This window comes from Lentzea sp. (assembly GCF_036380075.1).
In the GTDB taxonomy this organism is placed as follows: Bacteria; Actinomycetota; Actinomycetes; order Mycobacteriales; family Pseudonocardiaceae; genus Lentzea.
The window spans coordinates 18,874-40,100 of sequence record NZ_DASVFL010000001.1 but is presented as its reverse complement, the minus strand read 5'-3'; the positions used below and the strand labels follow the sequence as shown (position 1 = coordinate 40,100).

At 72.6% G+C, this 21,227-nt stretch carries 19 protein-coding genes; 8 read left to right on the top strand and 11 right to left on the bottom strand.

Translation table 11 applies throughout. The features are described from left to right. Positions 1-57: 57 nt before the first annotated feature. Genes VF330_RS00185 through VF330_RS00175 form a run of 3 tightly spaced genes read right to left on the bottom strand, consistent with a single transcriptional unit; the run spans position 58 to position 3,522 of the window. Positions 58-1,590 carry a long-chain fatty acid--CoA ligase gene (locus tag VF330_RS00185; RefSeq protein WP_330849378.1) on the bottom strand — a complete coding sequence of 511 codons (1,533 nt, stop codon included), beginning with the start codon at positions 1,588-1,590 and terminating at the stop codon, positions 58-60. Beyond that, the gene (locus VF330_RS00180; protein ID WP_330849377.1) at positions 1,590-2,717 is read right to left on the bottom strand and encodes a DUF5938 domain-containing protein; all 1,128 of its coding nucleotides are present in this window, start codon (positions 2,715-2,717) and stop codon (positions 1,590-1,592) included. Before VF330_RS00180 ends, VF330_RS00185 begins: the two co-directional genes overlap by 1 nt. A 1-nt stretch (position 2,718) precedes the next feature. Further along, entirely contained in the window at positions 2,719-3,522 is an 804-nt protein-coding gene (locus tag VF330_RS00175) for an SDR family NAD(P)-dependent oxidoreductase (protein WP_330849376.1), read from the bottom strand. 125 nt (positions 3,523-3,647) lie between these two features. Between VF330_RS00175 and VF330_RS00170 the strand changes: the two genes are divergently transcribed. Next, positions 3,648-4,292, top strand: coding sequence for a TetR/AcrR family transcriptional regulator (locus tag VF330_RS00170; RefSeq protein WP_330849375.1), 645 nt, complete (start codon positions 3,648-3,650; stop codon positions 4,290-4,292). Further along, positions 4,289-4,618 (top strand): EthD domain-containing protein, encoded by a 330-nt coding sequence (locus tag VF330_RS00165; RefSeq protein WP_330849374.1) that lies wholly within the window; start codon positions 4,289-4,291, stop codon positions 4,616-4,618. The genes VF330_RS00170 and VF330_RS00165 overlap by 4 nt, the downstream gene beginning before the upstream one ends. On the opposite strand, the gene VF330_RS00160 is transcribed toward VF330_RS00165, so the two are convergent. Next, positions 4,589-6,022, bottom strand: coding sequence for an MFS transporter (locus VF330_RS00160; protein WP_330849373.1), 1,434 nt, complete (start codon positions 6,020-6,022; stop codon positions 4,589-4,591). The genes VF330_RS00165 and VF330_RS00160 overlap by 30 nt on opposite strands. 52 nt (positions 6,023-6,074) lie before the next feature. On the opposite strand from VF330_RS00160, the gene VF330_RS00155 reads away from it, so the two are divergent. The 4 genes from VF330_RS00155 (at position 6,075) to VF330_RS00140 (ending at position 10,998) form a co-directional block, all read left to right on the top strand. Next, positions 6,075-6,761, top strand: coding sequence for a TetR/AcrR family transcriptional regulator (locus tag VF330_RS00155; protein WP_330849372.1), 687 nt, complete (start codon positions 6,075-6,077; stop codon positions 6,759-6,761). 89 nt (positions 6,762-6,850) lie between these two features. Continuing rightward, on the top strand, positions 6,851-7,963 hold the full coding sequence (locus VF330_RS00150) for a glycosyltransferase (protein WP_330849371.1): 1,113 nt from the start codon (positions 6,851-6,853) through the stop codon (positions 7,961-7,963). Further along, positions 7,944-9,920 (top strand): SpoIIE family protein phosphatase, encoded by a 1,977-nt coding sequence (locus VF330_RS00145; RefSeq protein ID WP_330849370.1) that lies wholly within the window; start codon positions 7,944-7,946, stop codon positions 9,918-9,920. The genes VF330_RS00150 and VF330_RS00145 overlap by 20 nt, the downstream gene beginning before the upstream one ends. Positions 9,921-9,924: 4 nt before the next feature. Next, positions 9,925-10,998: an ANTAR domain-containing protein gene (locus VF330_RS00140; RefSeq protein WP_330849369.1), complete on the top strand. Its 1,074-nt coding sequence runs from the start codon at positions 9,925-9,927 to the stop codon at positions 10,996-10,998. A 6-nt stretch (positions 10,999-11,004) separates the two neighbouring features. On the opposite strand, the gene VF330_RS00135 is transcribed toward VF330_RS00140, so the two are convergent. Continuing rightward, positions 11,005-11,862, bottom strand: a complete 858-nt coding sequence (locus tag VF330_RS00135) for an alpha/beta hydrolase (RefSeq protein WP_330849368.1) — start codon at positions 11,860-11,862, stop codon at positions 11,005-11,007. A gap of 53 nt (positions 11,863-11,915) precedes the next feature. On the opposite strand from VF330_RS00135, the gene VF330_RS00130 reads away from it, so the two are divergent. Continuing rightward, entirely contained in the window at positions 11,916-14,762 is a 2,847-nt protein-coding gene (locus VF330_RS00130; protein ID WP_330849367.1) for a BTAD domain-containing putative transcriptional regulator, read from the top strand. Here the strand turns inward: VF330_RS00130 and VF330_RS00125 are convergent. Then, the gene (locus VF330_RS00125; RefSeq protein WP_330849366.1) at positions 14,751-15,521 is read right to left on the bottom strand and encodes a glucose 1-dehydrogenase; all 771 of its coding nucleotides are present in this window, start codon (positions 15,519-15,521) and stop codon (positions 14,751-14,753) included. The two genes, VF330_RS00130 and VF330_RS00125, sit on opposite strands and share 12 nt — an antisense overlap. A gap of 96 nt (positions 15,522-15,617) precedes the next feature. Between VF330_RS00125 and VF330_RS00120 the strand changes: the two genes are divergently transcribed. Then, positions 15,618-16,250, top strand: coding sequence for a TetR/AcrR family transcriptional regulator (locus VF330_RS00120; RefSeq protein WP_330849365.1), 633 nt, complete (start codon positions 15,618-15,620; stop codon positions 16,248-16,250). Here VF330_RS00120 and VF330_RS00115 read toward each other — a convergent pair. The 5 genes from VF330_RS00115 to VF330_RS00095 are packed head-to-tail and all read right to left on the bottom strand — an operon-like array spanning position 16,219 to position 21,140. After that, entirely contained in the window at positions 16,219-17,655 is a 1,437-nt protein-coding gene (locus VF330_RS00115; RefSeq protein WP_330849364.1) for a long-chain fatty acid--CoA ligase, read from the bottom strand. The two genes, VF330_RS00120 and VF330_RS00115, sit on opposite strands and share 32 nt — an antisense overlap. After that, the gene (locus VF330_RS00110) at positions 17,594-18,910 is read right to left on the bottom strand and encodes an MFS transporter (protein WP_330849363.1); all 1,317 of its coding nucleotides are present in this window, start codon (positions 18,908-18,910) and stop codon (positions 17,594-17,596) included. Before VF330_RS00110 ends, VF330_RS00115 begins: the two co-directional genes overlap by 62 nt. Before the next feature lie 9 nt (positions 18,911-18,919). Continuing rightward, positions 18,920-19,378 (bottom strand): MaoC family dehydratase, encoded by a 459-nt coding sequence (locus tag VF330_RS00105; RefSeq protein ID WP_330849362.1) that lies wholly within the window; start codon positions 19,376-19,378, stop codon positions 18,920-18,922. Then, complete coding sequence (locus VF330_RS00100) at positions 19,375-20,250, bottom strand: amidohydrolase family protein (protein ID WP_330849382.1); 876 nt, start codon at positions 20,248-20,250, stop codon at positions 19,375-19,377. The genes VF330_RS00105 and VF330_RS00100 overlap by 4 nt, the downstream gene beginning before the upstream one ends. Positions 20,251-20,261: 11 nt before the next feature. Then, positions 20,262-21,140: an SDR family NAD(P)-dependent oxidoreductase gene (locus tag VF330_RS00095; protein WP_330849361.1), complete on the bottom strand. Its 879-nt coding sequence runs from the start codon at positions 21,138-21,140 to the stop codon at positions 20,262-20,264. Between the last annotated feature and the right edge of the window lie 87 nt (positions 21,141-21,227).

Sequence of the window (21,227 nt, the reverse complement as noted above, 5' to 3'; positions counted from 1 at the left end):
AGGAGGACCGGCCGTCCAGGGAGGCGGCCGGCCCTCCTGCTCAGGGCCCCCGAAGGGTCACCGGGAAAGGCGTTGCCGGATCTCGGTTTTGAGCACCTTGCCCACTGTGGACCGCGGCAGGTCGGGCCAGATCTCGACCTGCTTCGGTGCTTTCACGCTGCCGAGCTGTTCCTTGACGAACGCGATCAGCGTCGCGGCGTCGGTGTCCCCGCCGCCGCGCAGCTGCGCGACCGCCGTGACGCGTTCGCCCCACTTGTCGTCGGGCAGCCCCACCACCGCGCAGTCCTGGACCGCCGGATGGGCCCGCAGCGCCTGCTCGACCTCCGCCGAGTACACGTTGAACCCGCCCGTGATGATCATGTCCTTGGCGCGGTCGACGATGTGCAGGAAGTTCTCCTCGTCGAGGTAGCCGATGTCGCCGGTGTGGTGCCACCCGTGCGCGCTCACCTCGGCCGTCGCCGCCGGGTTCTCGTGGTACCCGGCCATCACCAGCGGTCCCCGCACGACGATCTCGCCGCGCGAGCCCGGCGGCAGCAGAGCGCCGTCCGAAGCCATGATCGCGACCTGCGTCAGCGGCGTGGGCCTGCCCGCCGACGACAGCCGCGCGGTCGCGATCGAGCCGTCGGGCAGGAAGTGGTCGGCCGGGGCGAGCGTGGCGATCATGTTCGGCGCCTCGGTCTGCCCGAACAGCTGGCCCATCACCGGCCCGATCCGGTGCAGCGCCTCGGTCAGCCGCACCGGCGACATCGGCGCGGCGCCGTACCAGAGGCAGCGCAACGAGGTCAGGTCCGTCGAGTCCAGCGCCGGGTGGTCGAGCAGGCCGTAGACCACCGTCGGCGGCAGGAACGCGTGCGTGATCCGGTGGTGCTCGACCAGCCGCAGGAACTCGCCGAGGTCCGGCGCGGGCATGACCACCGTCTCGCCGCCCAGGGCCATGATCGGGAACGTGAGCACGCCCGCCGAGTGCGTCAGCGGGGCGAGCGCGAGGTAGCGGGGCCGGACGCCGAACGGGTAGCTCATCAGTGTCAGCGCGGTCGCGGTCTCCATGTTGTGCCCGGTCAGCCGCACGCCCTTGGGCCTGCCGGTCGTGCCGCCGGTGCCCGCCAGCATGCACAGGTCGTCGTCGGGGACCGTCACGGGTTCCGGCTCCCGCGCGTGCTCCGCGAGCCAGTCCGCGAACGGCACCGCCCACTCCACCTCGCCGTCGAGGCACACCAGCGTGGTCAGCGCCGGCAGGTCGCCGCGGATGCGGTCCACCAGCGGCGCGAACCTCTCCTGGAAGAACAGGCACCGGCAGCCGAACAGGGCGAGCAGCTCCCGGTTCTCCGCCGCCTCGTTGCGGGGGTTGACCGGGCACCACACCGCCCCGGCCCGCGAGATGCCGAACACGCACGTGAGCGCGAGCGGGTCGTTGGCGGACAGCACCGCGACCCGGTCCCCGACGGCGATCCCGCTGTCCTGCAACGCTCCCGCGATCTCCCGGGAGCGCCGCTGGACCTCGGCGTAGGTCTGCGAGACCCCGCCGGTCGTGAGGCAGGGCGCGTCACCCCCGAGCGACGCGCCCTTGTCCAGGTAGTCGGACAGCCTCATCAGCGGTGCACTTCGACGATCGGGTCGAGCACCAGCCCGAACGACCGCAGCGCGCCCAGCAGCTCCCGGTGCCCGAACGCCTGGCAGCCCGAGGCGAACCCGACCCGGCGCGGCGCGTCCTGCAACAGGTGCACGGCCGCGTGGACGTTCAGCAACGCCGTCTGCTTGTAGTTGCAGTTGCCGTGGATCACGCACGACGCGCGCCCGAGCGGCCCGGACGCGTGCACGGAGTCGAGCGAGATGTTGATCCTCGGGTTCTCGCGCGGCGGCATCTCGCTGCGCACCTGGGCGGAGAACGCGTCGACGATCGCGTACTTCTCCTCGTCGGTCTTGCCCTCCATCTCCGCCAGCGCCGCGGTGACGATCTGCGGCACGCCGAGCATCAGCGGCCGGTTGAACACGCCGCCGAGCGCCCGCACCGACGCGACCCGCGGATCCCGCTTGAACCACACCGGGTGCGCCGTGCCGCCCCACGGCAGCGCGAGGCCGAGCTCGTGCTGGCCGGGTACGACCAGCTCGTAGAGACCCGCGTCCGGCGGCCATTCCACGTACTCGTTCTGCTCCAGGTAGTACGCCTTCGCGAACGCGGCGTTCGTGAGGATCGTGTTCGTGGAGGCGACTGTGGGATAACCCTTCCAGAACACCCCGATGTCCAGGGTGTCCAGACCGGGCTGCTCCAGGCAGATCTGCGCGGCGATCTCACCGACCGTGTACATCTGCGCGATCCCGGGCGACAGCAACAGGTTCTGCTTCGCGAAGTCGGCGCCGTACTGCGCGTCGGCGTCGATCATCCAGTCCTGCTCGCCGTTGGTGTCGGTGTAGTGCGCGCCGACGTTCAGGCTCGCCCGCACCGCCTCGTGGCCGTAGCGGGAGAACGGGCCGACGGTGTTCAGCACGACCTTCGTGCCGGTGAACGCCTCCGTCAGCGCGGCCTCGGTGTGCTCGACCTCGGCGATCTCGTGGTCGACGGTGTCGATGCCGGGCACGGCGGCGACGGCTTCCTTGACCCGCTGACCGTCGCGGCCGGCGGCGACGAACGGGATGCCGTACTCGCGCAGGTACTCGCAGATCAGGCGGCCGGTGTAGCCGGAGGCGCCGTAGACGACGACGGGCTTGTCCGTGGGCATGTCACATCCCCATTCCGCCGTCGACCGGGAGACCCGCCCCGGTGATGAACTTGGACGCGTCGGAGGCGAGGAACACCACGGCGTCGGCCATGTCGTCGACCTGCCCGAGCCGGCCGAGCGGCGTCAGCTCGACGACCGCGCCGACGGCGGCCTCGACGGACGGGAACAGCCCGAGCTCGGCGCAGTCGACCGCGAGCTGGTTGCCCATCGCGGTCGGGGTGAGGCCGGGGTAGATGCAGTTGACCCGCACGCCGTAGCCGAGCTTGCCGGACTCCGCGGCGGCGACCCTGGTGAGCCGGTCGATGGCGGACTTGGTGGCCGAGTAGACGCTGATGCCGGGGAAGGCGATCGTCGCCGCGACCGAGGCGACGCTGATGATCGAGCCGCCGCCACCCGCCGCGCCACCGGGCCGCATCGCGCGCAGGCCGTGCTTGAGTCCCAGCGCCGTGCCGAGCACGTTGACGTCCAGCATCTTGCGCACGTCGGCCGGGTCGAGCTCGGTGATGAGGCTGGTGATCTCGATGCCCGCGTTGTTGACGAGGATGTCGAGCCCGCCGATCGCGTCGGCCGCGGTGCTCACCGCCGCGGCCCAGCTCTCGTCGTCGGTGACGTCCAGCGGCACGAACTCCGCCGTCGCGCCGGTGTCGCGCAGAGCCTGGGCGGTCTGCTTGCCTTCCTCTTCCAGGACGTCGCCGATCAGGACGGCCGCGCCGGCCGCGGCCAGAGCCTCGGCCATGCCCGCGCCAAGTCCGCGAGCACCGCCGGTGACCAGCGCTTTCCGTCCGGTCAGCTGATAACTCGTCATTGAGTCGCCTCCTCGGTGAGATGGCTCACACGCTAGCCGAAACTTGACAGTCGTCAAGGAAATCCTTGACGACTGTCCAAGATTTATTGGACGAGTGTTCAAGGTTTGTCTCAGTGGGCGATAGGATGCGTTCCGTGACAGACGTCGCTGAGAGCAAGCAGCACCGGATCGCCCGCCGGCAGGTCGACAAGTTCGACGCCCGGCGCACCGAGCTCGCCGTGGCGACCCTGCACACGCTGGCCGAGCTGGGCTACGCCCGCACGAGCCTGCGGGAGATCGCGCAGAACTCCGAGTTCTCCCACGGGGTCCTGCACTACTACTTCGCCGACAAGCGCGACCTGATCACCGAGGCCGTCCGCCAGTACGAGGTCGTCTGCGTGACGCGGTACGACGAGGTGGTGGCGACGGCGACCTCCGCCGAGCAGCTGCGCGACGGGTTCGTGGCGATGTTCTTCGACACCCTCGCGCAGGACGCGGCGCTGCACCGCCTCTGGTACGACCTGCGCAACCAGAGCCTGTTCGACGAGACGTTCCGCGCCGACGTGCTGGAGATCGACAGCCACCGCGAGGCCATGGTGTGGCGGGTGGTCAGCCGCTGCGCCGAACTGCGCGGCGGCACGGTGTCCGCGTCCTCCGGCCTGGTCTACGTCACGCTCGACGGCGTGTTCCAGCGGGCGCTGCTGCACCACCTGGCGGGCGACGTGGCCACGGTCGCGGCGCTGCGGGCGGAGCTGCCGGAGGTCGTTGACCTGCTGGTGCGTGCGCAGTGATCACCGTCGTGGTGCTGCTCAAGGCCAAGGAGGGCCTGAGTCGCGAGGAGTTCGTCGACCACTACGAGAACCACCACGTCCCGCTGGTCCTGCGCGTCGCGCCCACGGTGGCCCACTACGCGCGGCACTACCTGCCGGAGGTGGACATGGCCGGCCACGCGTCGGAGTACGACGCCATGACCGTGCTGAAGTTCGCCGACAAGGCGGCCCGCCGGGCGTGGCTCTCCGCCGTGCTGGCCGAGGGGTCCGGGGTCGCGGAGGACGAGGAGCGGTTCCTCGACCGGTCCCGGACGCGGTCATGGACTGTGGACGAGCGCGTCAGCTGACGCGGCGCCGCGCATCCGGACGCCCGCCCACGCCACCAGCGCGGCCGCCATCGCCGTCAGCAGCAGGCTTCCTGCGGTCACCGCCCGCTCGAACTGCGCGGTCTGCGCGGCGGTCCAGCCCGGCTGCGCGATGGAGCCGGCGAACAGCCACGCCAGCACCGTGCCGCTGACCGCGACGCCGGCGGCCGAGGTGACCTGGGAGGCCGTGTCGACGAGCGCGGCACCGATCGACGTCCGGTTCTCCGGCAGTCCTTTGAGGACGTTCACGCCCGCGACGGCGCCGACCACGCGGATGCCGATCGCCACCAGTACCAGCGCGAGCGCGACGGGCGGGTAGCCGAGTCGTCCCAGCAGCGCGTAGACGGCGAGCCCGGCCACCACGCCGATCGACCCGAGCAGCACGGCCCGGTTCAGCCCGGCCCACCGCACGAACCGGTTGACCACCGGCCCGCTCGCGATCAGCACGACCACCTGCGGCAGCATCCCGGCGGCGGCCAGCGCGGGCGACCAGCCCCAGTCGAGCTGGAGTTGCAGTGTCACGAGGTAGGTGAGGCCGGCCGCCGCCAGTCCGGTCGCGGCCTTGTAGGCGAGACCGCTCGCGACCAACGGCCGGGCGACCAGTGCGAGGTCGAGCAGCGGGTGCCGGGCGGTCCGGGCGCGGACGACGTACAGCACGGCCGCGAGAACGGCCGCGACCGCGGTGGCCCAGGGGATCCACGAGCCGGAGCCGGACTCGACGAAGAACGTCGGCGCGAGCAGGGTGAGCACGATCGCGACCGTGCCGAGCAGCCCGCCCACGACGTCGGCGGGTGCGTGGTGGAACTCGGTGTCGGGTGCGATCCCGCGGGCGATGCCGGCGAACGCGAGCGCCGCGATCGGCACGTTGACCAGCAGCAGCGCCTGCCACGGCGCGACGGTCAGCACGAGACCGCCGAGCGGCGGGCCGACCGCGAGACCGACCAGGCCGACGGTGGAGATGAGCGTCATGGCGCGGACGCGCAGGTCGTCGCCGGAGAACAGCCGGAACGCCAGCGCGATCGAGCCCGGCGTGGTCATCGCGGCGGCGACTCCCATCACCGAACGCACGGCGATCAACGCGGCCACGGACGAGACGAACACGGTCGCGAGCGACGCCACACCGAGCAGGGCCAGGCCGACGAGCATCACGCGGCGGCGTCCGAAGCGGTCGGCCACGGCGCCGAACACGAGCATCAGGCCGCCGAAGACGACGGCGTAGGAGTTCGAGACCCACTGCAGCGCGGTCGTCGAGGCGTCGAGGTCGCGGCCGATGGTGGGCAGCGCGACGGTGAGGATCGAGTTGTCGAGCATCTCGAACAGGAACACGGCGGAGAGTCCGGCGAGGGCGATCCACGCCTCTCGCAGCGAACGAGGTGAGGTTGACACGAACACTGTTCTACTTACGAACACTGTTCGTGTCAACTGGTAGGGTGGGGGCATGAGCAACAGGCGTGGTGCGTCACGCGAGGAATGGGCGGACCGGATCGCGGCCCTGGACCAGCGAGAGCAGGTCCGGAAAGAGCCCATCACGGTCGACCGCATCGTCACGACGGCGTTGCGGATGGTCGAGACCGAGGGGTTCGACGCGCTGACCATGCGGCGGGTCGCGGCCGCGCTCGACACCGGGCCCGCGTCGCTCTACGCCCACGTGCGCAACAAGGCCGAGCTGGACGACCTGCTCATCGGCGCGCTGAGCAGGAACGTGGAGCTGCCGCCGCCCGACGCCGCCCGGTGGCGCGAGCAGGTCCTCGACGTCTTCACGCAGCTGCGCGACCAGTTCCTCCGCTTTCCCGGCATCTCGCGCGCGGCGCTGTCCGCCCCGCCGACGAACCTCGACACGCTCCGCGTCACCGAAGGGCTGCTCGCGCTGTTCCTCGCCGGTGGCGTCGCGCCGCGGGTGGCGGCGTGGACGATCGACGCCGCGCTCCTGTACGTCAGCGCCTACACGTTCGAGGTCTCGCTCCGGGCCGGCGGAGTGGACCGGGAGGAGGTCCTGGCGAGGCTGCGGATGCTGCCGGCGAGCCGGTTCCCGCACACCGCCGCGCACGTCGAGGAGCTGAACTCGGGCGCGGAGCACGAGCGGTTCGACTTCGCCCTGGGGCTCCTGCTGCGGGGAATCGCCTGATCAGCGAGGCCAGTGCGGCACGCCGCACGGGGCTGGGCTACGTTCGGGGGCAACGGGTTCAGCGAGCAGCCCTTCGGCACGATCGAGTCGTGGACGGAGCTGTTGCCGTGCTACCCGTTTCCGGTTTTCTCAAGATCTCCCTGGTGTCCGCGAACGACATACCCGGCTGGCGTGACGCGCACGTCCGCGACCTGGCGGCGTCGCTGCGGGCCCGCGGGCACGACGTGACGGTCCACCACCGCGACCGCGTGGACGACGACGAGCTGTACCTCGGCGACTTCGTCGACGACCTGCGCGCCGCGTGGGGTGGCGCCCGGCCCGACCTCGTGCACGCGCACTTCTGGCGTGCGGGTCTCGCCGCCCTGCTGGCCGCGCAACCGCTCGGAGTGCCGGTCGTGCAGTCGTTCCACGGCTTCGGCCGGCGGCCCGACGTCGAACGGCTGGTGGGCAGGGAGGCCGCGCTCGTGCTGGCGAGCGGCCGGGACGAGGTGCTCGACCTGGCCGCCGCGGGCGTGCCGCGCTCGCGCATCCAGCTGATCGCGCGCGGGATCGACGTCGAGCTCTTCCAGCCGGAGGGCGAGGTCGCCGCCCGCGGCGAGCTCGGCCGCATCGTCACCTCCGTGGACCCGGCGGGGGACAACGGCGTCGCCGACCTGGTCGCCGCGCTGCCGCGGCTGCTCGACGCCGAGCTGGTGGTCGCGGGCACGGGTCATGGCGAGGGGGACCGGCTGAGCCGCTGGGCCCGCCGGCTCGGGGTCGAGGACCGCGTCCGGCTGCTCGGCCCGGTCGCGCGGGAGGACCTGCCCGCGCTGCTGCGGTCCGCGGACGTCGTCGCGTGCGTGCCGGCCCGGTCGTCGTGGGACGCCCTGCCGCTGGAGGCCATGGCCTGCGGCGTGCCGGTGGTCGCCACGGACGTGGGCGGGCTGAGTGACGCCGTGGTCGACGACGTCACCGGCGTGCTGGTGCCGCCGCGCGACCTCAAGCAGCTCGTCCGGGCCCTGCGAACGGTGCTGGACGACGCCACCCTCAGGACCTCCTGCGGGATCGCGGCCGCGGACCGGGTCCACGCCCGGCACACGTGGCCCGACATCGCCGTGGGCGTCGAGAGGCTCTACCGGCGGCTGCTCGCACCACCGGAGCCGGCGCGCCGCCGTCGGACGGGACGAGTGGAGGCTGCGGCTGGTGACGGTATCGGGGGCTGACGGGGACGGCCCGCACTCGGCGGCCGGTGACGCCGGGGTCGTGCGGCGGGTCTTCGACCTCATGCCGTTGCTGGTGATCGCGTTCGAGGGTCCCGAGCTCCGGATCACCGCCGCCACCGGCGTGTTCCGCGCGTGGACCGGGCGTCCGGCGGTGGTCGGCACGACCCTGCGGGAGGCGTTCGCGGAGACCGCGGGCCAGCAGACGCTGGAGACCGTGGAGCGGGTGTACGCCACGGGCGAGCCGGAGTCCCTGCGGGACTACCGCTTCCAGTTCGACCGCACCGACGCGGGGGACCGCGTCGAGCTCTTCGCGGACTGGAACATCACGCCGGTGTTCAGTGCCGGAGCCGAGGTCACCGGCCTGGTCATCGACATCGTCGACGTCACCGGGAGGGTGCGGGAACGGCAGGGCGCGCAGCAGCGGGCCGTCGAGGCCGAACGCCGGTACGCGGAGGCCAGAGACGTGATCGACGCGCTGCAGCGGGAGATGCTGCCGTCGAGCGTGCCGGTGCTGCCGCGAGCGCAGGTGGCGGCGAGCTACCTGCTGGCGCAGGCCGACACCGCCGCGGGTGGCGACTGGTTCGACGCCGTGCCGTTGCCGGGCGGGCGCCTCGGGCTGGTGGTGGGGGACGTCGTCGGCCACGGCCTGGCAGCCTCGGCGACGATGGGACAGCTGCGCGTCGTGCTGTCCGAGCGCCTCGCCGTCACCGCTGACGTCGTGGAGGCCCTGCGGTCGGCCGACGCCGCGTCGCGCCGGATCCCCGGCGCGCGGTCGGCCACCGTGTGCGTCGCGGTGCTCGACCCCGCGACCGGGGTGGTCGACTACGCGTCCGCGGGGCATCCGCCGCCGCTGGTGGTCGCGGGAGGCGAGGCCCGGTTCCTCCCCGGCAGCGGCGACCCGCCGCTCGGGGTGCACGGCGAGTGGCGCACTCCCACCGTCCAGCGCGAGAGCCTCGTGACCGGGGACGTCCTCCTCCTCTACACCGACGGCGTCCTCGAACGGCCCCGGCGCACCCTCGCCGAGGCGACGGTCGAGCTGCTCCAGGTCGCGGCCGACGTCGTGGCGGACCGGGTGCTGCGCGACCACCTCCCGCTGGCCGCGGACCGGCTGTGCACCCAGACCGTCGAGCTGCTCGCCAGGGTCACCGGGCACAGCGACGACATCACGCTGCTGGCCGTGCAGCTCGTGACACCGCCGCCCGCGTTCCACCGCGTCTACCGGGCCGCGCCCGAGTCGCTGGCACCGCTGCGCGCCGACCTGTCCTGCTGGGTCGACGGGCTGCGGATCGGCGCGCACGACGCCGACGCGTTGCAGCACGCCGTGGTCGAACTGGCCACCAACGCGGTCGAGCACGCCTACATCGACTCCGCCGCCGACCACGAGTTCGTCATCACGGGGGAGCTGACCGACCGCGGCGAGGTCGAGGTGCGCGTGTCCGACGACGGCCGGTGGCGCGAACCCGTGCCCTCGCCCGACCGCGGGCTGGGCCTGAAGATCACCGCCGACATGGTCGACCACTTCCGGGTGGAGCACGACGGCCACGGCACGACCTCGGTGCTGCTGCACCGGGTCGGCAGGCCCGCGCGGTTGCTGACGGCGGACGACCTGACGTTCGGGTTCGCCCTGGCGCCGCCCGAACCGGACCAGCCGCTGCTGATCGAGGACCGGTCCGCCGCCGGCCCGCGCCTGCGCGTCACCGGGCCGGTCGACGCGCACACCGCCAAGAAGTTCGAGTACGCGGTGACGGTCGCGGGATCGACCGGCACCCGGTCGCTGACCGTCGACCTCGGTGCCGTGACGCACCTGGCCAGTGCCGGGGTGTCGGTCCTGCACCGCCTCACGACCCGGCACCGCGACAACGGCACCGAGCTGCGGCTGGTCGCCCCCGTCGCCACCTCCGCCGACGTGGTCATGACCCTCGTCGGTCTCGCTCACGACACCGATGCGGAAGGATGACCGGATGGACGTGACCGCGGCGAGGACCGAGGCGGCGCTGGTGCTGACGGTGCCGGGGGCCGACGTGCTGGACGCCACCGCGATCCACGCGCTGTCCGAGGCGGCCGCGACGACGCCACCGCCGTCGCTGGTCGTGCTGGACCTGCGGGGTCTCACATTTCTGAACGCCGTGAACGTCCGCAACCTGCTGTCGTTCGCCACCGCGCAGGCCGCCCGCGGCGTCCGGAGCGTGCTCCTGGTCGAACCGGCGGGCGCGGTGAGCCGGGTGCTGGAGACCGCCGACCCCGACGGCGCACTGCCCCGGTTCGCCGGTCTCGAGGACGCCCTGCTCGGCACATTGCCGGCCACCGACGTCGGAGTGGACGACTTGGTCCCGGAGTTCGAGGTCCTGACCAGGTCGTTGCTGACCACCACCACGGTCGCCGGCGCCCTGCGGCAGGTCGTGAACGCCGCCCGGCACCTCGTGCCCGCCGCCGCGGTGGTCAGCGTGACGCTGCGGGCCCCCGACGGCACCTACACCACCCCGGCCGAGACCGACCACGTCGCCACGGCACTGGACGTGGTCCAGTACCGGACGGGCCGCGGCCCGTGCCTGCAGGCGGCGCGGCTGGACGGTCCCGGCTACGCGGTCAGCCCCGACCTGGGCACGGAACAGCGGTGGCCGGAGTTCGCCGCGGCCGCCGTCGAGCACGGCCTCACCGGCGTGCTGTCCACGGAGCTGCTGTCGCCGACGAACAAGGTGGTCAGCGGCGCGCTCAACATCTACACGCGCCACCACGACACCATCACCGACACCGACCGCCACACGGCGTTGCTGCTCGCCACCCACGCCTCGCTCGCGCTCGCGCACCTGAGGTCCGCCGAGGTCGCCGACCTCCAGGGCACCCAGATGCGCCAGGCGATCGGCACCCGCGACATCATCGGCCAGGCCAAGGGCATCCTGATGAACCGCCAGGGCATCACCGCCGACCAGGCGTTCGCGCTGCTGCGCGAGACGTCCCAGCAGCTCAACGTGAAGCTGGTCGAGGTCGCGACGACCCTGGTGGCCCGCCACGGCGAGCTCGGCCCGCGGGTCTGAGCACCACTACCGCGTCAGCAGGTCGCGGATCGCCGTGCCGACCACGTCCGGTGCCTCCTCGGCCATGAAGTGCCCGCAGGAGACGGTGCGGTGGTCGAGGTCGGGTGCCCACCGCCGCCACAGCGCCTCGGCGTCGAACCCGAGCGCGGCGCCCCAGTCCTGCTGCAGCACGGTGACGGGCATCCGCAGCTGAGCTTTCCCGTCGGCGGTGTCGTGCTCGACGTCGATCGTCGCCGACGCGCGGTAGTCCGCGACGATCGACGTCACGGCCTCGCGGCTCGCGCGCAGGTACTCGGCCCGGACGTCGGCCGGGAACGGTGTCGTGCTCCACAGGTCGAGGAAGTGGCCGAAGAACGCGTCGGGCCGGGCGCCGATCAGCTCCTCCGCGAGGCCGGGCGGTTGGGCCATCAGGAACAGGTGGAACCCGACGACCGCGGACGTCCCGCGCATCACGTCCCACATGTCGAGGGTCGGCAGCACGTCGAGCGACGCGAGGTGCGTCACGTGGTTCGGGTGGTCGAGGCCGGTGCGGAACGCGACGAGCGCGCCCCGGTCGTGGCCCGCCAGCGCGAACCGGTCGTGCCCGAGGGCCTTCGCGACGGCCACGACGTCGGTGCCCATCGTGCGCTTGCTGTAGGTGGTGCCGGTGTCGGCGGGCTTGTCGCTGTCGCCGTAGCCGCGCAGGTCGGGCATGATCACGGTGTGGTCGGCGGCCAGGTCGGCGGCGACGTGCCGCCACATGAGGTGGGTCTGCGGGAAGCCGTGCAGCAGCACGACAGGGCTGCCCCCACCCGTGGTCGCGACGTTGAGCGTGACGCCGTCGTCGACCTGGACTCGCTGGTAGTCGAATGCTTCGTGGTTCACGGACCGAGCTTCTCCCCGCCCGATCAGCAACCGGTCAGTGCCGGGGTCAGCGCGTGGTGACGTTCGGCGTGCTCGGCCCGCTGACCGCGGACAACGCCCGTCTCGGCGGTCCGAAGCAGCGGGCGGTGCTGGCGCGGCTGCTGGTGGCGCGGCGCCGCGTGGTGCCGGTGCGGACGCTGGTGGCCGACCTGTGGGAGGAGCCGCCCGACGGCGCCGTGGGCACCGTCCAGACGTTCGTCGGAGCGCTGCGCAAGGCCCTCGAACCGGACCGTCCACCCCGGACGCCGTCGTCGTTGCTCGTCACGGAGGGCGCCGGGTACGCGTTGCGGGCGACCGACGTGGACGCGTGGCGGTTCGAGGAGATGCTCGGCGGCGACCTGTCCGTGCTGGACGGCGCGCTGGCGTTGTGGCGCGGCCCGGCCTACGCGGAGTTCGCCGACGAGCACTGGGCGCGCGCCGAGGCCGACCGGCTGACCGAGCTGCGGCTGGTGGCGGTGGAACGCCGCGCCGAGGCGCTGCTCGGCGTCGGGCGGGCCGCGGAGGCCGTCGCGGACCTGCGCGCCCACCTGGCGGCGCACCCGTGGCGGGAGAAGGCGTGGAGCCTGCTGGCGCTGGGTCTCTACCGCGAGGGACGTCAGGCGGACGCGCTGGAGTCCGTCCGCTCGGCCCGCGCCGCGCTGGCCGAGAACCTCGGCGTCGACCCCGGCCCCCAGCTGCGCGCGCTGGAGGCGGACATCCTCGCCCAGGCCCCCCGCCTGACGCCCGCCGTCGAGGTCGGGCTGGTCGGCCGGTCCGCCGAGCTGGCGGCGCTGTCCGGGGCCGTGCCGGCGGCCGGGCTGGGGATCGCGCTGGTGAGCGGCGAGGCCGGGGTGGGCAAGACGGCGCTGGCCGAGGCGTTCCTCGCGCTCCTGCGCGGCCGGGGCTGGACGACGGTGTGGGCGCGCTGCCCCGAGGACGCGCCGGTGGCGTGGCCATGGCAGCAGGTCGTGGAAGCACTGGGCTCGACGCTGCTCACCGACGACCGCTTCCTGGCGAGACGGGCCGTGGTGTCCACTGTGGAGTCCGCGGCTCCCGTGCTGGTGGTGCTGGACGACCTGCACCAGGCCGACGAGGAGACCCTGGCCGTGCTGGCCGCGTTCACCAAGGCCGAGCTGTCCGGACGGGTGCTGGTCGTCGCGACCACCCGGTCGCCGGTCGTGTCCGAGGCGCTGGCGCGGGCCGAACCGGTTCGCGTCGGGCTGGGCGGCCTGGACGAGGAGGCGGTCGGGTCGCTGGTGCGGCCGATCGCGGCCGGGGCGGACGTGCGGGCGATCTTCGAGCGCAGCGGCGGCAACCCGTTCTACGTCAAGGAGCTCGCCCGCCTGTTCGCCGCCGAGGGATCGCTCGGTGTCCCGGCGGGCGTGCGCGAGGTGATCCGCCACCGGCTGGCCGCGCTGCCCGTCCCGGCGCGGACGGTGCTGCACCAGGCCTCGGTGCTCGGGCGGGACGTCGACGTCCCGCTGCTGGCCCGGCTCGCGGGCGACGACGTGCTCGACGCGCTGGAGGTGGCGCTGGAGGCCGGTTTCCTGGTCGAGGTGGCGCCGGGGCTGGCCCGGTTCACGCACGTGCTGGTGCGGGACACGGTGTACGCGGAGGTGTCGCTGACCCGGCGGGCGGTGTGGCACGCGGCGGTGGCTTCGGCGTTGGAGGCGCTGCGGCCCGCCGACGTGTCGTTGCTGGCGCACCACTACGTCCTGGCCGGTGCGCGCGGTGAGGCGGCGGTGCGGGCGTTGGCCGCGGCGGCGGAGGTCAGCCGTTCCTCGCAGGAGGCGGTCGCGTTGTGGCGTGCGGCGGTCGCGGCGGCGGACGGGCCCCGGCTCGACCTGGTCGCCGGGCTGGTGCGGGCGCTGGCGGTGAGCGGCGACCTGGCGGCGGCGCGGGAGGAGCGGGCGGCCGCGCTGAGGTCGGTGACCCGCACGGACCACGACGTCGCCGAGGTCATCGGTTCCTTCGCCGTGCCCGGCATCTGGACCACCAACGACGACCCGGCCCACTCCGCCGCGCTCGTCGCCGCCGCCGAACGCACCCTCCCCGCGTTCCCCGGCCCCACCGCGACCAGGGCCCGCCTGCTCGCCACGGTCGCGATGGAGGACCGCGGCTCCGGCACCCGGCTCCCGGAGGCCCGGGAGGCCGAGGCCATCGCGCGCGACCTCGACGACCCGGCGTTGCTCGCCTTCGCCCTCAACGCGCGGTTCATGCACACGTTCCACCGCACCGGCCTGGCCGCCGAGCGCGCCGCGATCGGCACCGAGCTGGTGGCCCTCGCCGCCGCCCACCACCTGGTGACGCACGAGGTCCTGGGACACCTGATCCTCGTGCAGGCCCGCGCCGCCCTGGCGGACTTCGCCGCGGCCGACCGGCACGCGGCCGCCGCCGGCCGGCTCGCCGACGACCACGACCTGCCGCTGGTCGGCGTGTTCACCGATTTCTACGCGGCGCTGACACTGGCGGCCGCGGGCGACGTCGCCGAAGCCGAGAAGGCTTACCGGGCCGCGGCCGGCCGCGTCCGGGGCACCGGCATGTGGGGCATGGAACGCGGGCTGCTGCCGCTGGCGCTGCTGAGCCTGCACGGTCCGTCCACAGTGGACCTCGACGACGACTGGGGGCCGTTGCGGGACTGGGTGAGCCCGCTCGTCCTGCCGCGCGACGAGGCCCTCGCGGCCGCCCGCGCGCTGCCGGAGGGCCCGAAGGACCTGCTGAGCGAGGTGCGGGCCTGCCTGCTGGCGATGGCGGCACGACGCCTGGGGGACGACGAGCTGCTCGCCCGCGCGCGCGTGGTGCTGGAGCCGGCGCGGCACGAGCTGGCGGCGGGCACCGGGCTCGTCACGTTCGGCCCGGTCGCCGACTTCCTAGGCGGCTAGTGCGGGGCCGAGCAGCAGTCCGCCGTCCAGCACGAACTCCGACCCGGTCGCGAAGGCCGACTCGGCGGAGGCGAGGTGGAGCACGAGTGCCGTGACCTCGGCCGGTTCGCCCAGGCGCGGCACCGCGAACGGCGCGGGGGAGTAGAGGTCGCCGATCGCCGGTTGACCGTCCTCGACGGGCGAGGTGATCAGCGGCGTCCGCACGACACCGGGGTGCACCGAGTTCACCCTGATGCCGTCGCGGCCCAGCTCCAGCGCCGCGGTCTTCGTGAGCCCGCGCAGCGCCCACTTGCTCGCGACGTAGGGCGCGTAGTACGGCGACCCGACGTTGGCCATGGTCGAGGCGATGGTCACGATCGACCCGCCGCCCGCCCTGCGCAACGACGGCGCGACGTGCTTGATGCCGAGGAACTGGCCGGTCAGGTTCACCGCCAGCACCCGGTCCCACACCTCGCGCGAGGTGTCCTCGAGCAACGCCGGCGCGTGCTGTGCGCCCGCGTTGTTGACCAGGACCGACACCGGTCCGAACCGGTCCTCCGCGAGCCGGACCGCCGAGGCCCACTCCTGCTCGTCGGTGACGTCGAGCCGCACGGCGACCGCGCGGTCGCCCAGGTCGGAGGCGAACGCCGAACCCGCCGCGAGGTCCCGCGCCGCGACCACGACCCGTGCCCCCTCGGCGTGGAAGCCCCGCACGTGGCTCGCGCCCATCCCGCTCGTCGCGCCGGTGACGAACACCGTCCGTCCGTCGAAGCGTCCCATCCCGTCCTCCAAGTGGTGAGTTGAGTGACTCACCTCGGAACCGTAGGCGGACGTCGGTGGTGAGTCAAGTGACTCACCTCGTGGCATACTGGCAGCGTGCCGACCTACCACCAGCGCCTGGCGGAGCAGAAGCGGACGGCGATCGTCGACGCCGCGACCGCGCTGTTCCTGGAGTCCGGGTACGACAAGACGTCGCTGGCGCGCATCGCGGACGCCGCCGGGGTGTCGAAGGCGACGCTGTTCAAGCAGTTCCCGACGAAGGCCGAGCTGTTCGACGCGATCGTCACGGACTACTGGCGCACCGAGGAGGGCGCGCTCACGCCACCGCCCGGCGACCCCGGTGCGGGCCTGACCGCCCTGGGCAACCGGTACGTGGCACTGCTGACCCGTCCCGGCATGGTCGCGCTGTTCCGCATCGTCATCGCGGAGGCGCCGCGCTTCCCCGAGCTCGGCCAGACCCAGTTCCGGCTCGGCAAGCAGCCGTTCTTCGACGCGGTCCGCGACTACCTCGCCGCGGAGCACGAGGCGGGGACCCTCGCGGTGCCCGACCCCGTCTCCGCCGCGACGCAGTTCCTCGGCATGGTCTCGAACTTCGCGTTCTGGCCGCGCATGCTGCTGGTGAACTGGGCGCCCACCGAGAAGGCGATGGCGCGCGCGGTGGACGAGGCCGTCGAGACCGTCCTCGCCCGGTACACGGTCAGAGCGGCAGGCGGCGCAGCGCGGGCTTGAGCACCTTGCCCGATCCCGTCCGCGGCAACGACGCCACCACGTCGAAGTACCGCGGGATCTTGTACTTCGCCAGCCGGGACACCAGGAACGAGCGCAGCCCGTCGGCGTCCGGCTCCGCGCCGTCGCGCGGCCGCACGAACGCCCGGCCGACCTCGCCCCAGCGTTCGTCCGGCACCCCGACCACGGCCACCTCGGCCACGTCGGGGTGCGAGGCCAGCGCGTTCTCCACCTCGGCCGGGTAGACGTTCTCCCCGCCCGAGATGAACATGTCCTTCAGCCGGTCCAGGACGTAGAGGTGCCCGTCCTCGACCCGGCCGAGGTCGCCCGTGCGGAACCAGCCGTCGGCCGTGAACGCCGCCGCGGTGGCCTCCTGGTCGTTCCAGTAGCCGGGCGTGACGTTCGGGCCCCGCACCTCGATCTCGCCGACGTCCGAGAGCCGCAGGTCGCCGAAGAACACCGGCGTGCCCGCCGATCCCGCCCGCGCCACGCTGTCCGCCGCCTCCAGGAACGTGGCGCCGGGAGCGGTCTCGGTGAGGCCGTAGCCCTGGCAGAACACGAGCCCGCGTTCCTGGTAGGCGCGGATCAGTGCGTCCGGCACCGCCGCGCCGCCGCACAGCAGCACCCGCAACGACGACAGCGACGCGGTGGGCCAGCGCGGCGACGCGACGACGTCGGCGAACATCGTGGAGACGCCGAACATCAGCGTCACCCCGTGCTTCTCGACCAGGTCGAGGCACGCGTCGACGTCCCAGCGCGGGGTGATGACGCTGAGCCCGCCCTTGATGAACGTCGGCAGCAGCGTCTGGGCGAGCGCGGCGACGTGGAACAGCGGTGCCGCGACCAGCGCCACGTCATCGGCCGACAGGTCGATGCCGATCATCAGGTTGAAGGTGTTCCACAGCAGGTTGGCGTGGGTGAGCACCGCGCCCTTGGGCCTGCCGGTGGTGCCGGAGGTGTAGAGGACCAGCGCGGGCGAGGAGATGTCGACGGGCACGTCGAGCACCTCCTCGGACCCGCCGGAGAGCCACTCCTCGTAGGAGTCGAGCGAGACGGCCCTCGGGTGCTCCTGGTCGAACGACGGCGCGTGGACCAGCACGTGCGCGCCGCTGTCGGCCAGCTGGTACTCGACCTCCGCCGGGGTGAGCCGGAAGTTCAGCGGGACGAAGACAGCGCCCAGCTGGTGGGTGGCGAACATCGTCTCGGCGAACGACGGGTGGTTGGGGCCGAGGTACGCGACGCGGTCACCGTCGCGCACCCCGAGCTCCCGCAACCGCCACGCCAGCTTCGTGGTGCGCACGGCCAGCTCGCCGTAGGTGGTGGAGACTCCGTTGTGGACGAACGCCTCACGCGTCGGCGCCATGCGCGCGCGGCGGTGCGGCCAGCTGCCCAGTCCCGCGTTCCGCATCGCCGTCTCCCGTCAGGCTGGTCCTGCTGGTCTCGTGCAGCGCCAGCGTGCACACCACCGTGAGCACGCAGAACGCCGCCAGGATGAAGGGGATCGCGCCGACGCCGGCGGACCGCTGCACCTGCGCGAAGAGCAGCGGTGCGAGCCCCGCGCCCAGTCCCGCGATCTGGTAGCCGAGCGACGCGCCCGTGTAGCGGCTGCCGGTGCTGAACAGCTCGCTGTAGAGCGCGGCCAGCGGCCCGTACATCATCGGGTGGACCACGGCTTGGCCGAGCACCAGTGCGATGACGACGAACCCGTTGTCCACCAACGGGAACAGCACGAACCCGAACGCCGCCATCAGCACCGCGCCGCCCAGGACCACGGGCCTGCGCCCGAGCCGGTCCGACGCCGCCGACCAGGCGATGATGCCGATGACCGCGCACGCGGAGGACAACGTCAGCGCGTTCAGGATGACCTGCCGGGGAGTGCCCGCCTGGACGCCGTACGCGAGCACGAACGTCGTCAGCGTCGACTGCGCGACGAACGCGGCGAGACCGACCCCGACGGCGAGCAGCAACGTGCGCGGGTGGTGGCGCAGGACGTCCACCAGCGGCGCGGACGACCGCGTGCGCTCGGCCCGGAACACCGGGGTCTCGTCGACCTTCAGCCGCACGAACAGGCCGATGCCGAGGAGCACGACGCTCAGCAGGAACGGCACCCGCCAGCCCCACTCCAGGAACGCCTTCTCGCCCGCCAGCGCGGCGGTCGCGCTGAGCGCGAGGTTCGACAGCACCATGCCGCACGGCGCGCCGGCGTTGGTGAAGCTCGCCCACAGCCCACGCCGTGAGGTCGCGTGTTCGGCGGACATGAGCACCGCGCCGCCCCACTCGCCGCCCACCGCGATGCCCTGCAGCACGCGCAGCAGGACGAGACCGGCGGGAGCGAGCCAGCCGACCTGGGCGTAGGTGGGCAGCAGGCCGATCAGGAAGCTCGCCACGCCCATCAGGGTCATGGTCAGCACGAGCATCCTCTTGCGCCCCAGGCGGTCGCCGTAGTGTCCGAAGAGGACACCGCCCAGCGGCCGGGCGAGGTAGCCGGTGGCGAACGTGCCGAAGCTCGCGATCGTGCCCACCAGCGGGTCGAGCGAGGAGAAGAAGACCTTGTTGAAGACGATGGCCGAGGCGGTGGCGTAGAGCAGGAAGTCGTAGTACTCGATCACGCTGCCGAGGAAGCTGGACGCGACGGCACGGCGTAACTGCGTTGTAGGCGCCATGACTTCACCTCACGCGTAGTGGCGGTAGATGCCCCGTGCGACGCACGCGGGCTTGGCGGAACCCTCGATCTCGACCGCGAAGTCGACGGTGACCTGGACGCCGTCGCCCGCGACCTCGTCGGCGGACACCACCCGGCCCTTCAGGCGGATCTTGGCGCCGACCGGCACGGGAGCGGGGAACCGGACCTTGTCCAGCCCGTAGTTGATGCTCATCCGCACGCCCGAGACGTCGAGCAGCTCGGTCATCAGCGGGATGAGCAGCGCCAGCGTGAGGTAGCCGTGCGCGATCGTGCCGCCGAACGGCCCGGCCGCGGCACGTTCCGGGTCGACGTGGATCCACTGGTGGTCGTCGGTGGCGGTGGCGAACGTGTCGACCCGGTCCTGGTCGATCTGCAACCAGTCCGTGTGGCCGAGGTCCCTGCCCGTCAACGCTTTCAGCTCTTCGAGTCCGTGCACGGAAGTGGTCATGCGTCCTCCTTGACGAGTCCGAGCAGCCGCGCCGCGTTGAGCTTGAGGATCTTGGGGCGCACCTCGTCCTTGATCTCGATCTTCGCGAAGTCGGCGAGCCAGCGGTCGGGCGTGATCACCGGGTGGTCGGAGCCGAACAGGACCTTGTCCTGCAGCAGGGTGTTGGCGTACCGGACGAGCTGCGGAGGGAAGTACTTCGGCGACCAGCCGGACAGGTCGATGTGGACGAACGGCTTGTGCGTCGCCACCGCCAGTGCTTCGTCCTGCCAGGGGAACGACGGGTGCGCGAGCACGATCCGCAGGTGCGGGAAGTCGACGGCCACGTCGTCGACCAGCATGGGGTTGGAGTGCCTGAGCCGGATCCCGCCCCCGCCGGGCACGCCGGCGCCGATCCCGGTCTGTCCGCTGTGGAACAGCGCCGGGACGCCCAGCTCCTCGATCACCTCGTAGAGCGGGTACGCCATGCGGTCGTCGGGCGAGAAGTCCTGGAGGCTGGGGTGGAACTTGAACCCGCGCACGCCGTGCTCCTCTACGAGCCGCCGTGCCTCGCGGACGGCGGCGCGGCCCTTCCACGGGTCGACGCTCGCGAAGGGGATCAGCACGTCGGCGTGCTCGGCGCACGATGCGGCGACCTCCTCGTTGGAGATGCGCGGGTGGCCGGTGGCGTGCTCGGCGTCGACGGTGAAGATCACCGCGGCCATGTTCCGCTCGCGGTAGATCCCCGCGGTCTCGGCGATCGTCGGCTGGCGGTGCCCGGCCTTGAAGTACTTCGCCGACGCCTCCATCAGCGCGGGGCTGAGCGAGCTGTGACCGTCGCGGGAGACCTCGGCGTGCGTGTGGACGTCGATGGCGACGAGCTCGTCCACGTTCATCGCGGGCCTGTTCACGGCACCACCGGCGCCGGGATGCCGTAGGTCTCGGGCTTGAACTCGCCCCAGCGCCCGGCGATGTCCGCGGCCGTCCAGCCGCCGTCGGCGAACTGGACCTGCTTCTCGGCGGGGTGCGTCCACAGCGCGAGCCGGTCGCCGCCGATGCCGATGGCCTGGCCGGTGATGCCCTTCGCGGCGTCCGAGGCCAGGAAGACGACCAGCTCGGCGACGTCCTCGACCGTGCCGAGGCCCTCGTCGCGGCGCACCCACGACGGCAGCGGCGCCCCGGTCCGTTCGGACTCCTCGATCAGCGGCGCGAACACCGGGATCGTCTTGGTCATCTCGGTGGCGGCGACCGGCACGACCGCGTTGACGGCGATGTCCGACCGCGCGAGCTCCAACGCCCAGGTCCGCGCCATCGCGGCGATGCCGGCCTTGGCGGCGGAGTAGTTGGTCTGCCCGAAGTTGCCGCGCTGCCCGGCCGGTGACGAGACCAGCACGAGGCTGCCGCCGGTGCCCTGCTCGCGCATCCTGACCGCCGCCGCTCTCGCGCAGGTGAACGTACCGCGCAGGTGCACGTTGACCACGGCGTCGAAGTCGTCGTCGCTCATCTTCCACAGCACCCGGTCGCGCAGGATGCCCGCGTTGGTGACCAGCACGTCGAGCCGGCCGAACTCCTCGACCGCGGCGGCGACGAGCCGGTCCGCCGTGGCGGCCGTCCCGACCGGCGCGACCACCGACGCCCCGCCGATGCTCGCCGCGACCTCCTCGGCGCTCTCGTCCACGTCGTTGACGACGACCTTGGCCCCGTTGCGCGCCAACGCTTCCGCGTAGGCCCGTCCCAGCCCCCGCCCGGCGCCGGTGACTATCGCGACCTTCTCCGACAGCTCCATCCGACGAGTCCTCTCCCCTGGGAGTCGTGGAGGAAAGTATGGGCACTTTCGTGACGCTCGTCTAGATGTTGCCCAACATGTATCGTG

Bases quoted from the DNA above. Each gene is read 5' to 3' on its own strand.
- VF330_RS00185 (WP_330849378.1), bottom strand. From the start codon at position 1,590: ATGAGGCTGTCCGACTACCTGGACAAGGGCGCGTCGCTCGGGGGTGAC.
- VF330_RS00180 (WP_330849377.1), bottom strand. From the start codon at position 2,717: ATGCCCACGGACAAGCCCGTCGTCGTCTACGGCGCCTCCGGCTACACC.
- VF330_RS00175 (WP_330849376.1), bottom strand. From the start codon at position 3,522: ATGACGAGTTATCAGCTGACCGGACGGAAAGCGCTGGTCACCGGCGGT.
- VF330_RS00170 (WP_330849375.1), top strand. From the start codon at position 3,648: ATGCGTTCCGTGACAGACGTCGCTGAGAGCAAGCAGCACCGGATCGCC.
- VF330_RS00155 (WP_330849372.1), top strand. From the start codon at position 6,075: ATGAGCAACAGGCGTGGTGCGTCACGCGAGGAATGGGCGGACCGGATC.
- VF330_RS00140 (WP_330849369.1), top strand. From the start codon at position 9,925: ATGGACGTGACCGCGGCGAGGACCGAGGCGGCGCTGGTGCTGACGGTG.
- VF330_RS00125 (WP_330849366.1), bottom strand. From the start codon at position 15,521: ATGGGACGCTTCGACGGACGGACGGTGTTCGTCACCGGCGCGACGAGC.
- VF330_RS00115 (WP_330849364.1), bottom strand. From the start codon at position 17,655: ATGCGGAACGCGGGACTGGGCAGCTGGCCGCACCGCCGCGCGCGCATG.
- VF330_RS00110 (WP_330849363.1), bottom strand. From the start codon at position 18,910: ATGGCGCCTACAACGCAGTTACGCCGTGCCGTCGCGTCCAGCTTCCTC.
- VF330_RS00105 (WP_330849362.1), bottom strand. From the start codon at position 19,378: ATGACCACTTCCGTGCACGGACTCGAAGAGCTGAAAGCGTTGACGGGC.
- VF330_RS00100 (WP_330849382.1), bottom strand. From the start codon at position 20,250: ATGAACGTGGACGAGCTCGTCGCCATCGACGTCCACACGCACGCCGAG.
- VF330_RS00095 (WP_330849361.1), bottom strand. From the start codon at position 21,140: ATGGAGCTGTCGGAGAAGGTCGCGATAGTCACCGGCGCCGGGCGGGGG.